Source organism: Winogradskyella psychrotolerans, from assembly GCF_018860565.1.
GTDB lineage: Bacteria > Bacteroidota > Bacteroidia > Flavobacteriales > Flavobacteriaceae > Winogradskyella > Winogradskyella damuponensis.
On sequence record NZ_JAHKPS010000018.1, the window covers coordinates 378,726 to 398,456 of the forward strand.

Annotated in this window: 16 protein-coding genes; 4 read left to right on the top strand and 12 right to left on the bottom strand. The window is 32.2% G+C overall.

Annotated elements, in window-relative coordinates; translation table 11 throughout:
- Nucleotides 1-3: 3 nt before the first annotated feature.
- From bshA to KO504_RS08305, 11 genes are all read right to left on the bottom strand, one after another.
- Nucleotides 4-1,140 (bottom strand): N-acetyl-alpha-D-glucosaminyl L-malate synthase BshA, encoded by a 1,137-nt coding sequence (bshA, locus tag KO504_RS08255; protein WP_215925849.1) that lies wholly within the window; start codon nucleotides 1,138-1,140, stop codon nucleotides 4-6.
- A 156-nt stretch (nucleotides 1,141-1,296) separates the two neighbouring features.
- Nucleotides 1,297-4,254 (bottom strand): glycoside hydrolase family 3 N-terminal domain-containing protein, encoded by a 2,958-nt coding sequence (locus KO504_RS08260; RefSeq protein ID WP_215925850.1) that lies wholly within the window; start codon nucleotides 4,252-4,254, stop codon nucleotides 1,297-1,299.
- A gap of 137 nt (nucleotides 4,255-4,391) precedes the next feature.
- Nucleotides 4,392-5,615 (bottom strand): phosphoserine phosphatase SerB, encoded by a 1,224-nt coding sequence (serB, locus tag KO504_RS08265; RefSeq protein WP_215925851.1) that lies wholly within the window; start codon nucleotides 5,613-5,615, stop codon nucleotides 4,392-4,394.
- Between the two features lie 77 nt (nucleotides 5,616-5,692).
- A complete protein-coding gene (locus KO504_RS08270) occupies nucleotides 5,693-6,178 on the bottom strand; it encodes an ABC transporter ATPase (protein WP_215925852.1) in 486 nt (161 codons plus the stop codon).
- Between the two features lie 35 nt (nucleotides 6,179-6,213).
- The gene (locus KO504_RS08275) at nucleotides 6,214-7,716 is read right to left on the bottom strand and encodes a PH domain-containing protein (protein WP_215925853.1); all 1,503 of its coding nucleotides are present in this window, start codon (nucleotides 7,714-7,716) and stop codon (nucleotides 6,214-6,216) included.
- The gene (locus KO504_RS08280; protein WP_215925854.1) at nucleotides 7,703-8,224 is read right to left on the bottom strand and encodes a PH domain-containing protein; all 522 of its coding nucleotides are present in this window, start codon (nucleotides 8,222-8,224) and stop codon (nucleotides 7,703-7,705) included. Before KO504_RS08280 ends, KO504_RS08275 begins: the two co-directional genes overlap by 14 nt.
- A gap of 15 nt (nucleotides 8,225-8,239) precedes the next feature.
- Nucleotides 8,240-8,446, bottom strand: a complete 207-nt coding sequence (locus KO504_RS08285; protein ID WP_215925855.1) for a hypothetical protein — start codon at nucleotides 8,444-8,446, stop codon at nucleotides 8,240-8,242.
- Between the two features lie 12 nt (nucleotides 8,447-8,458).
- Nucleotides 8,459-9,241 carry a (Fe-S)-binding protein gene (locus KO504_RS08290; RefSeq protein ID WP_215925856.1) on the bottom strand — a complete coding sequence of 261 codons (783 nt, stop codon included), beginning with the start codon at nucleotides 9,239-9,241 and terminating at the stop codon, nucleotides 8,459-8,461.
- Nucleotides 9,242-9,336: 95 nt separating this feature from the next.
- Entirely contained in the window at nucleotides 9,337-10,653 is a 1,317-nt protein-coding gene (locus tag KO504_RS08295; RefSeq protein ID WP_215925857.1) for a (Fe-S)-binding protein, read from the bottom strand.
- A 13-nt stretch (nucleotides 10,654-10,666) separates the two neighbouring features.
- Nucleotides 10,667-11,614, bottom strand: coding sequence for an MlaD family protein (locus KO504_RS08300; RefSeq protein WP_215925858.1), 948 nt, complete (start codon nucleotides 11,612-11,614; stop codon nucleotides 10,667-10,669).
- A 54-nt stretch (nucleotides 11,615-11,668) separates the two neighbouring features.
- On the bottom strand, nucleotides 11,669-12,784 hold the full coding sequence (locus KO504_RS08305) for an N-acetylmuramoyl-L-alanine amidase (protein WP_215925859.1): 1,116 nt from the start codon (nucleotides 12,782-12,784) through the stop codon (nucleotides 11,669-11,671).
- A gap of 111 nt (nucleotides 12,785-12,895) precedes the next feature.
- Here KO504_RS08305 and KO504_RS08310 point away from each other — a divergent pair, with 111 nt between their 5' ends.
- Together KO504_RS08310 and KO504_RS08315 are read left to right on the top strand one after the other, a co-directional pair.
- Complete coding sequence (locus KO504_RS08310; protein ID WP_215925860.1) at nucleotides 12,896-15,655, top strand: putative LPS assembly protein LptD; 2,760 nt, start codon at nucleotides 12,896-12,898, stop codon at nucleotides 15,653-15,655.
- Between the two features lie 213 nt (nucleotides 15,656-15,868).
- A complete protein-coding gene (locus tag KO504_RS08315; RefSeq protein WP_215925861.1) occupies nucleotides 15,869-16,294 on the top strand; it encodes a RidA family protein in 426 nt (141 codons plus the stop codon).
- 47 nt (nucleotides 16,295-16,341) lie between these two features.
- Here the strand turns inward: KO504_RS08315 and KO504_RS08320 are convergent, their stop codons facing one another.
- Entirely contained in the window at nucleotides 16,342-17,484 is a 1,143-nt protein-coding gene (locus tag KO504_RS08320; protein WP_215925862.1) for an acyltransferase family protein, read from the bottom strand.
- Nucleotides 17,485-17,648: 164 nt separating this feature from the next.
- On the opposite strand from KO504_RS08320, the gene KO504_RS08325 reads away from it, so the two are divergent.
- Nucleotides 17,649-18,419 carry a TIGR02757 family protein gene (locus KO504_RS08325; RefSeq protein ID WP_436840194.1) on the top strand — a complete coding sequence of 257 codons (771 nt, stop codon included), beginning with the start codon at nucleotides 17,649-17,651 and terminating at the stop codon, nucleotides 18,417-18,419.
- A 189-nt stretch (nucleotides 18,420-18,608) separates the two neighbouring features.
- Nucleotides 18,609-19,649, top strand: coding sequence for a GMP reductase (locus tag KO504_RS08330; protein WP_215925864.1), 1,041 nt, complete (start codon nucleotides 18,609-18,611; stop codon nucleotides 19,647-19,649).
- The last annotated feature ends 82 nt before the right edge of the window (nucleotides 19,650-19,731 follow it).

Here is a 19,731-nt window from a genome sequence, read left to right on the forward strand (position 1 = left end):
TACTTAATGAACCATAAATTGCTTTAACGTTTTTTCATATACACTTTCGTACATAGGTACAATATTACGCAAGTCGAATTTTTGAGACTGTGCTTTTGCGTTGGCTTTAAACTGCTTTAAGGTTTCTACGTCTGATAAGATTTTTATGGCATTTGCCGACATATCTTTTACAGCTCCAACATCGCTTAAATAGCCAGAAAAACCATCTTCGTTAACTTCTGACAAACCACCAGTATTAGTTGAAATTACAGGAACTCCACTTGCCATAGCCTCTAAAGCTGCTAAGCCAAAGCTTTCGGTTTTAGATGGCAACAAGAACAAATCACTAAAACATAGAATTCTATCAATTTCATGGCTATTTCCAAAGAAAATCACACGATCAGAAATTCCTAATTCTTCAACCAAGCGTTCTGCACCTTCTTTTTCTGGTCCTTCACCAACCAACATTAACTTAGCTGGTAATTTCTTTTGAAGGTTGTAAAAAATCTTAATTACATCTGGAATACGCTTAACTTCTCTAAAATTACTGATGTGTGTTATTATGCGTTCATCATCTTCTGCCATCATACCCCGTTGACAGTCGGTAAAATTATGCTGCTGTTTTTCTAAATCTATAAAATTTGGTACAACATAAATGTCTTTTTTAATATCAAACAACCGCATCGTATCTTTCTTTAAGCTTTCAGACACTGAGGTTACAGCATTAGATTTATTTATGCTAAAGGTTACTGCTGGTTTATAAAACGGATGACTTCCTACCAAAGTAATATCAGTACCATGTAAAGTAGTTACAATAGGAATATAAATCCCTTCATCTTTAAGCATTTGCTGCGCCATATATGCTGCATAAGCATGAGGAATAGCGTAATGCACATGCAACAACTCAATACCATACAACTTTACCATATCTACCAATTTACTAGACAAAGCTAACTCATAAGGCTGATAATGAAATAATGGATATTCTGGCACATGAACTTCGTGAAAATGAACATTGCTACTCAGCAATTCTAAACGAACAGGCTGACTGTAAGTAATAAAGTGAATCTCGTGACCACGTTTTGAAAGCTCTAAACCTAATTCCGTAGCAACAACTCCACTTCCGCCAAATGTTGGGTAACAAACTATTCCTATTTTCATGTGTATAAAAACTATTATTAATGATGTTTTCTTGAGTACAGTCGGAAAACTTTTAAAATTTAAAACGAAGTTAATTCCGATTATGTATAATCTATGATTCTAATTAAAATAAAGTCTCATACATTCAAAAATCCTTACATTTTTTAAACGATTAAATTATTCAATAATCGCCTCATAAATTAAACGCTGAATTTCAGTTCTAATATTCTCTCTGAGCAACAAATTCTTACCTGCCTGAGGATACGTTCTATTTGCCAAAAAGACATATATAATTTCTTCTTCTGGATCTGCCCAAGCATAAGTCCCTGTAAATCCAGAATGACCAAAACTGGTCATAGATAAACAACCGCAAGTTGGGCCTTCTTCTCCCAATTGTGGTTTATCAAACCCAATACCACGACGATTATTATTACCACAGTAATAACAGTAATTAAATTTGTCTATGGTTTCACTTTTTAGATAACGCTTGCCACCATAAAAACCTTTCTGTAAATACATCTGCATTATTTTAGCAACATCATTAGCATTACTAAAAACACCTGCATGACCACCTACTCCATCTTGCATTGCTGCTCCCATATCATGTACATAACCATGTACTTTTTTATAGCGATAATAATTATCTATTTCTGTGGGTACAATATCTTTTAGGCTAAACTTTTTTCGTGGATTATAAGTTGTGTAATTCGCACCAAGAGATTTATAAAATCTATCTTCTGTAATTTCATTTAAAGGTTTATCATAAAACCCTTCGAGGTAATTTTTAAGAATATAATAAGGTAAATCACTGTAGCGATAACGTAAACTAGACAACAAATCACTTTCTCTAATAATTTTTTGAATAGAATCTTTGTAATCATTTCGCATAAAAAGCGTATTGGTTACCTCTACTTCAAATCCTGCGGTTTTAGTTTTTCTATAATACTTAGGGTCTGGTTTTTTTGTAACCGTATCTAAAGTGGCATAATAAAAAGGAATCCAAGGTTTAAGTTGCGCATAATGTGACAACATCTTCTTTAAGGTTACATTCTTCTTATTTGTGTTTTTATATTCTGCCATTAAATCGCCTAACTTATCATCTAAAGACAAAGAACCTTGTTCTTCTAATTCCATTAAAACAGGAAGTGTGGCTAGTATTTTGGTTAATGACGCTACATCATAGATATCATCAAAATCTACTTTATTTTTTTTGTCATAGGTGTGATACCCAAAATTCTTATTGTAAATCACCTTACCTTTTCGTGCTACTAAAAGTTGAATTCCGGGTGTCATTTTCCCGTTTACAGCGTGATTTGCTACAGAATCTATTCGACTTAATAATTTAGAATCCATCCCAACACGTTCTGGCAGCCCATAACTTAAGCTCAGTAAACTATTATAAGTTATACCTGTACCAACTGGGAAAAACTGACCTGTACTTACTGGTAATTTTCCTTTTGCTGGAATCGCTCCAAAAATAAGTTGTGCTGATTTTTCTTGAGCGATTTTACTGTTTTGATAGCTCATTACAATGCCTTCAATATTTTCTATTGATAGTAAATCATTTAAGGCATAAGGTCTTGCAAAGACATCTAAGATTACAGTGTTGGTCCTCGCAATTTCATAGAGCCATGCCATTTCTTTTTGCGAAAATTTAAAGTTTTTCCAAGGATTGGCATTAGACTTATGAAAACCAATAACAACCGTATTATAATTATGAAGCTTCGTTATAACTCCATCTAATTTATCTGCTGTTATCTCGTGAACTTTTGTGTATTTTTTTAATTCATCTAAAAAAGCCGAACCATCATCATCACCAAGTGATACATAGGCAATTTTCTTAGTTTCTAGATCTCTTAATGGTAATATATCATTGGTATTTTTAACCACTGTAATGGCATTTTCCATGAGTTCTTCATAAAGGGCGTCGTCTTTAAGTCTGTTTAAGTCTTTTTCTAAATCGTAGATTCCAATAGGCGAATAATTATTGAGTCCTACTTTGTATTTAGCCATTAAAATTTTCTTAACAGAATGTGCTAATCGTTCTTCTGTTATAGTGCCATTATTATAAGCTTCAACAAATTTAGCAATTCCTTTAGCTGGATCTTCAGACATAAGCATCACATCATTACCTGCTAAAAATGCCATTAAATCAATTTCTCCTCCTTTGATTAAACTTTTTGTTCTGTTCCCATCTACAGCTTTAGCAACATAATCGGCGGCACCTTTCATGGTTAAGGCATCTGTAAAAATTAAGCCATTAAAGCCTAATTGTTCTTTTAAAATATCTGTGACAATATGCTTAGATAATGATGAAGGAAAATCTCTTCGCGATTCTAAACTTGGTACATTTAAGTGTGCTACCATAACACTTGCCAAACCTTGTTTTATTAATTTCTTATAAGGATACAACTCTATAGAATCGATTCGTTTTGCACTAAAATTTATAGTTGGCAACTTTAAATGCGAATCGTCCTCTGTATCTCCGTGACCTGGAAAATGTTTGGCATTGGCTAAAGTTCCTGCACTTTGCATACCTTTCATAAATGCTAAGCCTTTTTCTGTAACATTGTCTCTATCTTCCCCAAAAGAACGATTTCCAATAATTGGATTTTTAGGATTGGTGTTAATGTCTACAGCAGGAGCAAAATTAAAATGCACTCCTAATCGTTTACAATGTTCACCTATTTGTCTTCCTGTTTGCTCTACTAATTTATTATCAGTAATTGCTCCAAGTGTCATATTCCATGGGAACGCATAAGTAGAATCTAAACGCATACTTAAACCCCATTCTGCATCCATCCCTACTAATAAAGGGATTTTAGAAGCGGCTTGTAATTCGTTGTTTAATTTGGCTTGGCGTATTGGTCCGCCATTAGAGTAAATTAAACCTCCTATATGATGACCTGTAATTAATTTTGCTATACTATTTTCGTGTGCTTTTCCCTTGTCTGAAAACACTTGTACCATAAATAATTGTCCTATTTTTTCTTCTATAGACATAGAACTGTAAAGACTATCAACCCATTTCTGTTGCTGAACAACATCTTGAGACTGAAGTGGATTAGCAGAAAGGTCTTGTGCAAAGTTTATTTGAAAACAAGCACATATAAGAATAAGGGCAAAATAACGCATTAGCAATCTTTTATCGTTTTAGATTAAGTACACAAAGTGATAACGAATATTATGCCAAAATAGCATATTTAGCAGTAAGTAAAAAGACTTTAAGATAGTTTTATAAACTAGGCGATAAACATTTTAATTTTTGAAAATTAAGAAAGCAAATCAATTTGACGGTCATGATAGCCTAACAAATACAACACACCATCTAACCCTATGCTAGAAATAGAACTTTGTGCACTGTCTTTTACTTTTGGTTTGGCATGAAACGCAATTCCTAAACCTGCAAGGTTAAGCATTTGCAAATCATTTGCTCCATCACCAACAGCTATAGTTTGACTGATATCAATTCCCATTTCATCTGCTAATTGTTGTAAATATTCCGCTTTTTTGCTTCCATCAACAATGTCACCTAAATACCCTCCTGTTAAAACGCCATCTTTAATTTCTAACTGGTTAGCAAACACATAATCGATATCTAATTTTTTCTGAAGATAATGTCCAAAATAAGTAAAACCACCAGATAAAATAGCAGTTTTAAAACCGTAATAATGTAATGTGCCTATTAGACGTTTAGCTCCTTTTGTAATTGGCAAACGTTCGGCAACTTCTTGTAAAACAGTTTCACTTAGGCCTTCTAAGAGTTTCATTCGTCTTTTAAAGCTTTCATTAAAATCTATTTCACCTTGCATGGCAGATTCTGTGATTGCTTTTACCTCGTCACCTACTCCTGCTAACTCTGCTAGTTCATCAATAACTTCGGTTTGAATTAAAGTTGAATCCATATCAAAACAAACCAAACGTCTGTTTCTTCTAAAAATATTATCTTCTTGGAAAGCTATATCAGCATCTAATTCTCTTGAAATTTCCATGAATTTCTGAGTAAAATCGGTCTTATCTCCTATTTTTCCTCTAATAGATAGTTGAATGGATGCTCTTGGGTATTCTTCTTTTTTAACGAGAGATAAACGCCCTGTTAATCGTTTTATCGAATCGATATTTAAATTCTTTTCAGAAATTATTTTAGTGACTTCAGAGATTTGTTCTGCGGCCAATTTTTCGCCTAAAATAGTTATGATGTAACGATCTTTACCTTGTTGATTTACCCAGTTCTCATAATCTTCAAGCGATATTGGTTTGAATTTCGCTTTGATGCCTAGTTCGTAGGCCTTAAACAATAAATCTTTAAGAACTGCTGACGATTTTTTACCTGATTTTATTTCAAACATGATTCCTAAGGATAAGGTATCATGAATATTAGCTTGACCAATATCTAAAATTTTAGCATCATATTCTGCTAAAACACTAGTAAGAGATGATGTTAAACCCGGTTTATCTTGTCCTGAAATATTTAATAAAAAAATGTCTGTAGCCACAATTTAAAGTTTGTCGTTTTTGTAGAACGTAAAAGTGACTATTCTATCTGAAATATAAAAGTTTTTTAGACAAAGTGTTATTTAATAAATCTATTATGCCAACTTTCACTTGCTGGAACTTCCCAATTTTCATTGAACTCAGCAATATTAGTTACTAGATTATTAAAAACAATGGTATTCTTAGACACGGCTTTTTGCTGTGCCATTTTTTTGAAGTCCGTTAATGGTTTATACGCAATGAATTCTCCTTGTTTATAAGATACATTCATTTTATCCATTAAATCTACATTGTATTGCTGCTCTAATTGTTGAATAAAATTGACAGACGCATCAATTGAACAACCTGTTGCACTATTTAAACTTTGATCCATAGCAATAACGATAAATCGTTTATACACTAATTTATAACCCGCTTTTAGATCTTTTCCATGTGCTGTCCAAGCTTCAATAAATGTATCTAATTGGCTTTTTAATTGCTCTAGTTCTTCTTCTGAAAATGAACGATTAGCTTGGTAAATCCAAACTCTAGATTCTTCTGGTAAGGTATTAAAATCGACTAGCATAAATTTCTCTTATTTCTGAATGCAAAAATACGATTTTACATCCAATCTCTATCCTGAGATTCGACCTTATATAACAAGAAATTATAAATAGATAAAGCCTCTAGTTTTGAAATATAAGGAATAGTAACCGATTTTGATGCTGTTGAAACAACCAGAGAAGCAATGTCGCTTCGCTGCTGAAACAGTGTTTGTTTTAATTCAACTTCTTGTATTTTATGAATTTCGAGAATATTTGTGGTCGTATCAATTACACCACTTCCTATAGTTAAAAAATTGTCTGAAATTTTATAATAGGCTTTCTTGTACGCAAAATAAACATATAACACTGCAAAAGGCACAAAGACAACATTAATCCACAACATCTCTATACCAAATAAAAATAGAGACAAAGCATTAATTACAATTCCAAAAGCTAACATTTCTAGTACAGAAATTCGCATAAAGTAAGGTCTTGGTTTGGCAACTTTTCCTTCGTTATTATAATTTAATAATAGTTTATTAATAAGGTGATTAAGCTGTTCTTTTTCTAAAGCAACAATTTTAAAATTCTTTTGTTGCTTAGCATTTACCATCGCTTGCTTTACAGATAAGCTATGCAAGTTAAAATATTGCTTTACGCGATTGGTTTTAATAACCAAATTCTGAATACGGCTTGGTGTTAAACTCAGGGATACTTTATTAAAAAGTCCTTTGTTAATTTCTATCGTTTTTTGATGCTCAACAACTTCGAGATTAAAATTGATGATAAACGTTGTAACTATTGAAAATACAAATGAAAACAATACAACCACAAGAATAATTACCACATTAGTGATTATTAGGTTTAAAATGGTGTCCTCATCTAACTTCACTAAACCCTCAATCTGTTTTTCTAATTCTAAATCTTTTAAAAAGTCTTTGAATTCACTATATATCCCATAAGCAAAAGTTAGTATCAGTAAAAAGCTCTTAAAGTGATTTTGAGATATACCTTCTAATAACAAACGTTTAGGTGTAACTTTAAAGAATACTTCTGATGCTTCAATAGTGTCTATTTGCTCTGCATGTTCATTTTCAACATTGGCTTTATTGAATAACTTTTTCTTTAACAATAATGCTGTTGACTTATCTAGGGCGCTAATTTCAATTTCAGACTTTTTATCGCCTGCTGTCTCAATTTTAACAGAGACCACATTTATAATTTGCTGTAGAAAATTTTGTTTTATGTATACATTCTGGATTTTAGACTTTGGAATAATAGTATTGTCTTTATTTATAATTCCAGTTGCCAAATGAAAATCATCTTTACTCAAATGAAACTTGAAATTAAGATATTTTAAAATGGCAATAATTAATATAATAATTAGAACTCCCAACAATGCTAATAACATCATTGTTGGTGTTATACCACCAAAAGATTTTTGACTCATTATAGAAACACCAAATGCGATAAAAAGCACAAAAAACTTTTTAAAAAATGAAAAAGCATTAAATGCAAAAATGATAATAATACCTTTAGAAGACTGCCTTATAGGTTGCGAAAAATCAGTTGTTTCCATTAACCTTGTCGCTAATTATTTCTTTTATCTGCTTGGCTTCAATATACGGTAACCCTTTAATGCTTAAGTCGCTACCAGCTTCTCCTGCTGTAAATATTTTAAGTGTAGCTAAACCAAAATGTCTTGCTAACCAACTTCGAGATTCTTCTACGTGTTGGATTCTAGATATAGGAACTGTAGTTATAGAATGCACCAGCAATCCTTTAGCATATACAACATCGTGTTCTCGCATAGCGTATTTTCGCTTTTTAAAAGCTAATAAACTAACAATGAAATTAAAAACACAGAACACCACTACAGCAGATAGCATGTACCATAAATTAAGTTGAAGCTCTTCTTTTTTCTCAATAATGTATTTTAAACCAAATACTAATCCTATTACCCCTATATAAAGAGCTAATTTATTTAGCAGAATAATCTTTAGGTATGATTTTGAAATGGGTTTTAAAACGACATCCTCAACTTTAGGTAATTGCTCTGTTTGAATTTGAAGATTTGTGAAGTTCATTGTTTAAACATATTATTAATCTTTCTTTTTTGTGATTTTATACCTAAAGGCATAACTCATTACAAGTCCAAAAAAGAAAGCATTAAATAGAAACTTTAGCAAAGAAAATGGTTGGTCTGTAAAATAATCTAAACCTGCCATTAATGAAGCATATAACAAACCAGTGCCAATACCTGAAATAACTCTCTTTTTTAACGGTAGTTTTTCAATATTGTTTCCCACAACTTTATTGTTTTATGCATTAGCAATTAACTCAGCAATATCCATCACCTTTATGTCAGCTTCTTTTTCTTTAAACTTTACACCATCTGTCATCATAGTATTACAATAGGGACAGCCAGTGGCAATAATTTCTGGTTGGGTTTCTAAAGCATCTTCTGTTCTAAGAATATTAATTTCCTTATTTCCTGGTTCTGCATCTTTAAACATTTGCGCCCCTCCCGCTCCACAACATAAAGCAGTTCCTTTATGTCGCTTCATTTCTATTAAAGTTGCATTGGTTTTTTTTAGTACATCTCTTGGTGCGTCATAAACACTATTAGCTCTTCCTAAATAACAAGGGTCGTGAAAAGTAATACGCTTGCCTTTATAGGTATTGCCATCTAATGTTAAGCGACCAGATTTAATAAGTTCTTCTATATATTGTGTATGATGAATAACCTCATAGTTACCACCAAGACCTGGATATTCGTTTTTGATACAATTAAAGGAATGAGGATCACATGTCACAATACGTTTTACGTCGTAAGCGTTTAAAACTTCAATATTCATAACCGCTTGCATCTGAAATAAAAATTCATTGCCCGCACGTTTAGCGACATCACCAGTATTACTTTCTTCAGTTCCTAATACAGCAAAATTTACGTTTGCTTTATTTAGAATTTTCACGAAAGCTCTTGTTATTTTCTTTGCTCTATCATCGTAACTTCCAGCAGAACCAACCCAAAATAAAATTTCTGGTTGCTTGCCTTCTGCCATCATTTCTGCCATAGTTGGCACATTAAGTTGCTCGCTCATTCTATTAAATTTAATCGTTTTTGGGTTTTACTTAAAAAAAGTGTTAGCAATCATAAATTGTATTAAACCTTTCTATTTTAACCTTTAAACTATTTTTAATTTTCGTCTTTCCAATTTAAACGATCCATTTGGTTGTAAGGCCAAGGTGCACCGTTATTTTCTATATTAGTCATCATGGTATTCAATTCCATTGGTGCAGCACTTTGCTCCATAACTAAATAGCGACGCATTTCTACAATAATTGATAACGGATCTATACTAACTGGACAAGCTTCTACACAAGCATTACAAGTTGTACAAGCCCAAAGCTCTTCATTTGTAATATAATCTCCTAAAAGTTGTTTACCATCGTCTTTAAATTCGCCGTTATTCGCATCTATATTTTTACCAACTTCTTCTAATCGATCTCGCGTATCCATCATAATCTTACGAGGAGATAATTTTTTTCCTGTAAGGTTTGCAGGACATTCACTTGTACAACGCCCACACTCTGTACATGTATACGCATTAAGCAGCTGCACCTGACTCAAATCCATAACATCACTTGCACCAAATTTAGCAGGTACTTCATCCTCAGAAGTTTCAGGAGGTGCGGCGTAAGGATCGGCATCTGGATCCATCATTAATTTTACTTCTGCTGTAACAGCTTCAAGATTATTAAACTTTCCTTTTGGTACAACTTTTCCAAAGTACACATTAGGAAATGCTAAAAGAATATGTAAATGTTTTGAAAAGTATAAATAGTTTAAGAATATTAGAATACCAACAACATGTAACCACCAAGCAGATCTTTCTATAACAGAAAGTGTACCTTCTGAAAGACCGTTGAACCATGGTGCAATGAATTGTGAAATTACATTTCCTGCTTCCATATTCTGAAATGTAGTATCTGTAGCGTTCATTATTAAGAATAAACACATTAAAACCACTTCAAAATAAAGAATAATATTACCATCACTCTTTGGCCAACCTTTCATTTCTGAACTTAGGAATCGTTTTATTTTAATAACGTTTCTTCGTATCCAAAACACTATTACAGACACTAAAACTAAAACCGCTAAAACTTCAAACGATCCAATTAAAAATCCATATACAGATTCTGGTAAAACAGATAAACCTATTCTATGTGTTCCAAAAAGCCCATCGATAATGATTTCTAAAACTTCAATATTGATAATAATAAAACCAACATAAACAATGGCATGAAGAAACCCAGAAACAGGTCTTTTTACCAATTTACTTTGGCCTAAAGCGATATTAATAACGTTTTTCCAGCGCTCAGATTTATTATCATTAGCATCTACTTTATGTCCTAATTTAATATTACGAATTAGCTTTTTTACGTTGCTTGCAAAATAGCCGATACCTGAAATTAAAATTATGGCAAAAATGATATTTGGTAAGTATTCCATATCTTAGAAAGGTCTAATTATTATTTAATTGCTCTTGCGTTGGCGCCTCATAAGGAATTTCCTTTTTGGATAAAATACGTCTGTATCTCGCAGGATGTAATTTAATATCTAAAAGTAATAATTCTAATTCTTTAGATGCATTTTCTAGATTATCATAAAGAGCATCGTCTTTTAACAATTTACCCATAGAACCTTTCCCTGCTTCCAAGCCAGCTGCTAACTGATTAAACTTTAAAAGCATTTCATCTGCATTCTTAATGGTATTAGAAAGTTTTGCTTCATTAAGATCTTTGATTAAAATAGCTAATTCTGCACTGGTTTTATCAAAATTATCTAATACTGACGTTAATTTTTCGTCATTTGCTTTTATAAGGTTGTTCGCAGAAAATGCGACACTCTTAAACGACTTTAATGTTGCGTTGAGTTCTGCAATAGTTTGTTTTAAACCCTCTTCAGACTCATCAGTCACCAAGGTATTTAAGTTCCCAACTAAAGTATCTGTAGAACGTAGTGTTGTTCCTAAATCTTTACTAATATCCGAAAAATCATCACCTAAAGAAGTGATTAAGCCTTCTTTTACCTCTGACTGAATAAAATCACCTGCTTGTGCCATTTCTCCATCAGCAGCATCAATTATAGCTAAGGCATTGCCGCCCATTAAACCTGTTGGATATAATCTAATTTTACTGTTTTTAGAAAATTTTAATTTAGGATTAACCGAAAAAGACACACGGGTTTTACCAGAATCAAAATCATAAGAAATATCTTCAATTTTGCCTATCTTATTTCCTTTAACAGTAACAGGGGAGGATGCACTTAAGGCATTATAATTAAACTCTGTATAATAGGTTTGGGTATTAGAAAATAAATCTTCACCTTTTAAATATGAAAATAAATATATAAAAAGAGCGATACCAGATAAGACTAATATGGCAGTTTTAACTTCTCTTGAGACTTTCAATGGGCTTTACTTTGGTTTAAAACAAAATTAGGAATAAATATATTAATAATGTTTCTAATTAGAAGCAGATTTTAAGGCTTCCGTCATACTAATTCTTTTACCTCCTTTGAATGCTACAATAAATGCGCCTGAATAACTCTTTTTAGCGTCTTCTTGTAGTTGAATAATCTTATTATAATCGGAAGTATTTCCGCTGTAATATTTATAAATATCACCTATTTTTTCTCTCGAAATTTCATCAAGCCCCTTAAAATTATACGATTTTGCCTCTAATTCTCTAGAACTTGCAGCTATTTGTACTTTAAATGTTACACCCTCTATAACTCTAGGAGTAATAACTTCATCGACCTTTGTTTCGGTTTGCTCTCCAACAAAGATATGGCTACCAACATTTTGGTCAAGTTCTTTTTTATATTCTAGAATAGCTGTTTTAATTGCAGTTGCCATTTTAGTTTGCCCAGCCTTAGTATTAAGATAGCTCCCTTCACTTTTATTGGTTAAAAAACCAACTTCTACCAATACACTTGGCATATATGTATTACGAATAACCAATAAACTTGCTTGCTTTAACCCTCTACTCTTACGTTTAGCTTTATGAATAAAATTATCTTCAATTTTTCGAGCTAAAACAATACTCTGCTCTACATATACTTCTTGTTCAATACCAATAGCTATAGTAGATTCTGGAGAGCTAGGATCAAAACCCGCATAATTTTCTTCGTAGTTATCTTCTAGAAAAATTACTTCGTTCTCACGTTTTGCTACATCAAAATTACGTCCTGTATTCTTTTCTCCTAATACAAATGTTTCTGTTCCACTGGCTTGTGAGCTATGCGCATTACAATGTATAGACACAAATAAGTCTGCATCTGCTTTGTTGGCGATGTTAGCACGTTCGTGTAACTCAACAAAAACATCAGTTTTACGTGTATAAATGACTTTTATATCTGGATTTTTCTCTAACTCTTTTCCTACTTCTAAAGTTACTTTTAGTGCAATATTTTTTTCACTATGTCCATTTCCAACATTACCAGAGTCATGCCCTCCATGACCTGCATCTAATACCACTACAAACTTATTATCTTGCGCATTTAAAGCCGTGAAAGATGTTAAAGTAGTTATAAATAAAAGGCCTAAAAATACTATTAGGGGATTTTGCTTCGTTTGCATATTTAATTTTAACGTTTTATTTTCTCGGTTTATTATACATTACTATTTGTTACCGAGTATTTTTCAACTTTATGATTTTAATAATTTAATCACAAAAAAATAACTGTACTTTTGGCGTTTCAAAAACCGAGCCATACTTTTACAAAAATACATTTAAAAGGATTGCGTACAAATAGCTTTTACATACTTTTTACCTTGAGTTTTACAGTGTTTATCAACACTTTTAGCTTCGCCCAGGAATTACCTAAAAAGAACGGCTCAATTCCAGCTGAGCAACGCAAGGACTCCACAACAATAGTCATAGATTCTATTGTTAAGCCACTTATAAATATAAGAGAGATTGACTCTACTCAAAAAGATTCTACAAAAAAGGAAAGCTTTTTAACTGATGCGGTAAAGTATAAAGCTAAGGACTATGTCTCTTTAAATCAAAAGCAAAAAAAAATATATCTATATAATGAAGCCGAAGTGATGTACCAAGACATGGAAATTAAGTCTGGCGTTATAGTAATTGATTATAGTAAAAATTTGGTGTATGCTGGTCGTATAAAGGACTCAACCGGCTATTCACAACGTCCTGTATTTAAGCAAGGAGAAAATATTATTGAACCAGACTCCATTGTTTTTAATACCGAATCTAAAAAAGCTCTAGTTTTTAACTCTAGAACTGAACAACAAGGCTTTAAAGTCTATTCCCCAAAAACAAAAAAGGAAAATGACTCTACTTATTTTATGGCTAATGCACGCTTTACAACAGCCGAAGATGAGGAGGATCCTGAATACCAGTTTGTAACTTCTAAAATGAAAATGGTACCTAACAAAAAAGTAATTGTTGGTCCTACTTACATGGAAATTTACGGTGTACCAACACCTATAGCCTTACCTTTTGCCTTTTTTCCGATGACAAAAAAACAGACCTCTGGTATTATATTTCCTTCTTTTGGTGAAGACAATAATAGAGGTTACAACCTACAAAATGGTGGTTATTATTTTGCTATTAGCGATTATTTAGATTTAGCTGTTCTTGGAGATTACTACACTAATGGTAGTTATGGTTTGCGTGTAGAAAACAATTATGCAATGCGTTACAAATATAGAGGTAATGTAAGTTTTAGATACGAAAACTTATTAAGTAGCGAACGTGGATTCCCAGACTTTAGTAAAAGTACGGTTTACAATATTAGATGGTCGCATAGTCAAGACACAAAAGCAAACCCGAATTCGCGTTTTTCTGCATCTGTTAACTTAGGAAGTAGCTCTTATTTCCAAGAATCTATAAATCAATTAAACCAATCTAGTTTTTTAAATAACACACTTGCTTCTTCTGTATCTTATTCTAAAACACTACAAGGTGACCCTCAAGTAAACGTTAGTCTAACAGCTACGCATAGACAAAACACAAATACAGGAGACATTGATTTAACATTGCCAACCATGCAAGTTTCTATGGGTAGAATTTATCCTTTTGCACCCAAAACTGGAACAAAAAAAGGAGCTATTCACAACATTAACTTTCAATTAAACACCAGAGGAGAATACAGTATTAAAACCAACGATACTATATTTGGTAAAAGCGAAATGTTTGATGATGCAATAACAGGAATAAAACATAGCATACCTGTCACTACAAATTTTAAAGTATTTAATCATTTTAGTGTTAGTGCTAATGCTAATTTTGAAGAAAATTGGACACTTAAAACCGTAAAAAAAATCTACGATCAATCTTTAGAAAAGGCTGTATCTATAGACCAAAATGGTTTTGACCGTTTTTTAACATATAATGTTGGTGCTAGTGTTGGAACTACGATTTATGGTATGTATAATTTTGAAGAAGAGGGTGAGGATAAAAAGCTAAAAGCAATCCGTCATGTCATGCGACCTTCTATAAGCTACTCTATTAGTCCAGCTTTTAACCAATATTACGAGACTTACGACGTCATAGATGCAGACGGAACAACAACAGACCAAGTAGAATATACAAGATTTGAAAACTCCTTATATGGGAGGCCAGGAAACACTTACTCTAGTCGTGTTGGTCTTTCTTTAGGCAATAATCTTGAAGCTAAGATACGTGCTAAGGATTCTACAAAAACAGAACCTGAAAAAATATTTATATTAAATAATCTTAACTTTTCAACAGATTATGACATTGCCGCAGACTCACTAAAATGGAGTCCGGTTCGTGTAAGTGGTGGTACTCAAATTTTAAACAAAAAAATGAGTATTAACTTTGGGATGACACTTAATCCCTATGCTTTAGACAGCAACAACAATGTTATTAACACATTTAATATTGACAATGGCGGAAGTTTATTTAGACTAACCTCTGCTAATGTAAACATGAGCTATACCTTATCTAATGATAGTTTTTCTGGTCCTGAGTCTGACAGTGACAAAGCCTCTGCCCAAGAGTCTGCTCGTTCTGGTGGACGAACAGATGATTTATTTGGAAAATCCCAAGATTTTGCAGACCAACGACTTTCAGATAGAGATAAAAACAAAGACGATAAGGAAGAAGATAATGAATTCTACAATTATAAGATGCCATGGAGTCTTAGATTAGCCTACTCTGCTAACTATACTAATACAAGACGTGAAGACAAAATATCTTCACATTCGTTAATGTTTTCTGGCGATGTAGATTTATCACCACGCTGGAGTGTTGGAGCCTCTTCTGGTTATGATTTCTTAAACAAAGGATTTACATACACTCAATTGCGTTTTGAACGCGACTTATTAAGTTGGCGTATGAATTTTTCTTGGATCCCTTTTAGTGATCGTAGCTCATGGAATTTCTTTATAGGTATTAAATCTAGTTTACTTAAAGATTTAAAATACGACCAACGTAAAAGACCTGACCAACAACTTTAAACGCTTAAACAACTCATTTTAAGCTAAAAAAAAGGTATAATCCCCATTATTAATTAAAATGCTTCTTACATTTTTTTAACCATTACATCGCTCATTTTTTTTATAACCGCAGCAATTTTATTATTATAAAAAACATTAAATTTGAATTATTGTTCAACCTTTAATAAGATTTCAGTTTCTAAAAAAAAGATACTGAAATAAGTTTAGTATAAAATGAAAAAAATAATAAACACTACCAAAGCACCTGCACCAATAGGACCATATAATCAAGCCGTATTAACAGGGAACACATTATATACCTCTGGTCAAATAGCCTTAGATCCTAATACTATGGAATTGGTTTTAGATGATATTAAAACCGAAACCAGACAAGTTATGGAAAACATGAAAGCCGTTTTAGAAGCTGCAGACATGACGTTTGAAAACGTAATTAAGTCATCAATATTTATTAGTAACATGAATAACTTTAAACAAATAAATGAGGTTTATGGTGAATATTTTGAAGAAGCAACTGCTCCTGCAAGAGAAACTGTTGAAGTCGCCAATTTGCCTAAGTTTGTAAATGTTGAAATTAGTATGATTGCTGTTAAACAAGAACAAAAGACTTTATATAAAAAATCACATAGGATGTACAATTAATTAGAATATATTCGTCATATTTTAATTAATAGCATCTGTTTAGGCACTTATTGTCTTAGTTTTTTTCTAAAAAACTCTCTCCAATTTATAGCTTCTAAATTTGGAAAAAATGGTCCTTCTTGTCTTGGTCTTCCAAATAATTGCGGTACATACTTATTTAACGAATTTATTATTGGATAGCACACCAATAAAGATAGTATTGAAATAACTAATGCATAACCTGTAATTTGCCACCATATGTCATTATCTGGATATAAACTACCTAAGTATTTATTAAGAAACGCATAAAAAACACCATTTAGACCGATTAAAATAAGTGTGTTTTTTCCAATAAAATCAAATACTTTATTAGATTTCAATAGTATAGATAAACTAATAATACCAAGTATCCCTAAAAACGATGAAATTAAAAACCATAATAAACTACCATACTGAGCATAAATCATATTAACATTAAACCCTTCAAAAGGACTATTAATATTATAAGTAAAAAACAAGCCCACAAAACCCACGAATACTAATGGCATAAATGCCCATTTAGCCGTATTCACAAGCTTATTTATATATGGGTATATAACATATCCTAATAGATAAAAACCAATTGCAATTATTGCAGTATGAATAAACCACACATTTTTATCAACACCTGTTAAAGCCGAAAATTGTTCTATTCTATTACTAATTATAACACCACTTACAAGAAATACAAACCCAATAATAAACAGTATAAATGGTTTTTTAAATATCGTCGTAATTGCAGCGATTATAACCTCTGCAACAAACAAGCACACTAAAAACCAAGTAATAATATTTAATTGTGGGTTACCTCTACCGTAACTCAATATTTGTTTTACAATAGTTCCTAACTTTAGACTATCATAACTAATAAAATTATAAATCAACCATAATGGCAATGACAATAATGCAAAAGAAAATACAGGCAGTAATCGTCTAAGAAAAAGCTTTTTAAATTTTAAACTAAAACTCGTAACTGGTTTAAAATAAAATCCCGAGATAAAGAAGAATAAAGGCATATGAAATGCATAAATATACTTATGTTGCAGAAAAGCAATATCATTAGTTTCAGAATATAGGTTTTTAACAAAATGTCCGTAAAAAACCAAAAACATTCCAATGGCTTTAGCTGTATCTACCCACTCTATTCGAGACTTCGATTTTTTATTTAACATAATAACAAGAGAATCACATAATTACCATTTAGACTAAAAAGCACGAGAACATTAAGTCTTAAAATGTCATCAAAAGTAATTAAGCAAACATAAAAAAAATAATACATAGTTTTATGTATATAAAAATAATTACTTTATTTTTAATCTTAAAATTGTTTACCTCCTTGAAGCTTAAAAAATCTGAACTAAAAGAATTCCTTGACCCAAAGGTAGTTCTCTACAATAATCCTAAATTTATTGATAGTGATCCTATTCAAATTCCGCATCAATTTTCTAAAAAAGAAGATATTGAAATTGCAGCATTTTTAACAGCAACTATTGCTTGGGGAAATAGAAAAAGCATCATTAAAAATGCAAATAAGATGATGGATTTGCTAGACCACTCCCCTTTTGAGTTCATCACTCAACACCAAGACACCGATTTAGAGCGTTTAAAGCCTTTTGTGCATCGTACATTTAATGGAAATGATTTTATGCAGTTTGTTGAAAGCTTACAACACATATACAAAAACCATAATGGCTTAGAAGCCCTGTTTTTGAAGTATGCTGAAAAAGATTCCCTTCAAAACAGTATTCATCAGTTCAAAAAAGTATTCTTCGAAATTCCGCATTTAGAACGCACACGAAAACATGTTAGTGACCCTCTTAAAAACTCAGCTGCAAAACGTATTAATATGTTTTTACGCTGGATGATAAGAAACGATAATGCTGGAGTAGATTTTGGAATTTGGAAATCCTTATCTCCTTCACAGTTAAGCTGTCCTTTAGACGTACATTCTGGTAACGTGGCTCGTAAATTAAAACTTCTTAATCGTAAACAAAATGATAGTAAAGCTTTAACCCAATTGGATAAAGCCTTACGAAAATTAGACCCTAAAGATCCTGTAAAATATGATTTTGCCTTATTTGGTCTAGGAGTTTTTGAAGGCTTTTAAATTTAGATACTATTCAAAAAAAAATAACTATAGAATACAACATTACGTCTGTAAAATCATTTGACAGGCGCCCTAAATCAAGACCTTACTATAAACAATTGTTAATAAAACATTGTAAGACAAACACAATTCTAAACTTCCTTTTTCAAAGAACTTGTATTTTTGGATATAACCAAATATTCCTCAAAGATGCATATAGAACACGATATAAAATTAGGCTTTAAAGATGTCATGATTCGTCCAAAACGTTCTACATTAAAAAGTAGATCTCAAGTCACGTTAGAGCGCAATTTCACTTTTTTAAATAGCAAAGCAACTTGGGCTGGTATACCTATAATGGCTGCAAATATGGATACTGTGCGCACTTTTGAAATGGCTCTAGTTTTATCTCAACAAAAACTATTCACAGCAATACACAAACACTACTCTTCCCAACAATGGCAAACTTTTTTAAATACAGCTCCCAAAGATATTGTCAACTATATCGCTATAAGTACAGGAACGGGAAAAGCCGATTCTAAAAAACTGAAAACAGTATTTGAAAATCACCCAGAATTAAAATTTATATGTATAGATGTTGCTAATGGTTACTCTGAGCATTTTGTGGAATTTTTACAACAAACACGAGAACAATATCCTGATAAAGTAATTATAGCAGGTAATGTTGTTACTGGCGAAATGGTAGAACAATTACTGCTCTCTGGTGCAGATATTGTCAAAGTTGGGATTGGTCCTGGTAGCGTGTGTACTACACGTGTTAAAACAGGAGTTGGTTATCCTCAGTTATCTGCAATTATTGAATGTGCCGACGCAGCTCATGGCTTAGGCGGACAAATTATTAGCGATGGTGGCTGTGCCACACCTGGTGATGTTGCTAAAGCATTTGGAGCTGGAGCCGATTTTGTAATGCTTGGAGGTATGTTTGCTGGCCATACCGAAAGTGGAGGTGAACTTATATCACGAAACGGTGAGCAATTCAAACAATTTTACGGCATGAGTTCTTCTACTGCTATGGATAAATATGTTGGAGGTGTTGCAGAATACAGAGCTAGTGAAGGCAAAACCGTAGAAGTTCCTTACAAAGGTGACGTTAAAGCTACTTTACAAGATATTTTAGGAGGCTTACGTAGTACTTGCACCTATGTTGGCGCAGAACGTTTAAAAGAGTTAACCAAACGTACAACGTTTATTCGTGTTGCTGAGCAAGAAAACCAGGTTTACAATGGTTAAACTGTTTTTACATATACCATAGATACACTTTTAGTTTAGGCATAGTAAAAGCATTCCAAATTCAAGGTTCATTTTAGTATCT

Bases quoted from the DNA above. Each gene is read 5' to 3' on its own strand.
- bshA (WP_215925849.1), bottom strand. From the start codon at position 1,140: ATGAAAATAGGAATAGTTTGTTACCCAACATTTGGCGGAAGTGGAGTT.
- KO504_RS08305 (WP_215925859.1), bottom strand. From the start codon at position 12,784: ATGCAAACGAAGCAAAATCCCCTAATAGTATTTTTAGGCCTTTTATTT.
- KO504_RS08320 (WP_215925862.1), bottom strand. From the start codon at position 17,484: ATGTTAAATAAAAAATCGAAGTCTCGAATAGAGTGGGTAGATACAGCT.
- KO504_RS08270 (WP_215925852.1), bottom strand. From the start codon at position 6,178: ATGCTAGTCGATTTTAATACCTTACCAGAAGAATCTAGAGTTTGGATT.
- KO504_RS08280 (WP_215925854.1), bottom strand. From the start codon at position 8,224: ATGAACTTCACAAATCTTCAAATTCAAACAGAGCAATTACCTAAAGTT.
- KO504_RS08295 (WP_215925857.1), bottom strand. From the start codon at position 10,653: ATGGAATACTTACCAAATATCATTTTTGCCATAATTTTAATTTCAGGT.
- KO504_RS08260 (WP_215925850.1), bottom strand. From the start codon at position 4,254: ATGCGTTATTTTGCCCTTATTCTTATATGTGCTTGTTTTCAAATAAAC.
- KO504_RS08275 (WP_215925853.1), bottom strand. From the start codon at position 7,716: ATGGAAACAACTGATTTTTCGCAACCTATAAGGCAGTCTTCTAAAGGT.
- KO504_RS08330 (WP_215925864.1), top strand. From the start codon at position 18,609: ATGCATATAGAACACGATATAAAATTAGGCTTTAAAGATGTCATGATT.
- KO504_RS08290 (WP_215925856.1), bottom strand. From the start codon at position 9,241: ATGAGCGAGCAACTTAATGTGCCAACTATGGCAGAAATGATGGCAGAA.
- KO504_RS08315 (WP_215925861.1), top strand. From the start codon at position 15,869: ATGAAAAAAATAATAAACACTACCAAAGCACCTGCACCAATAGGACCA.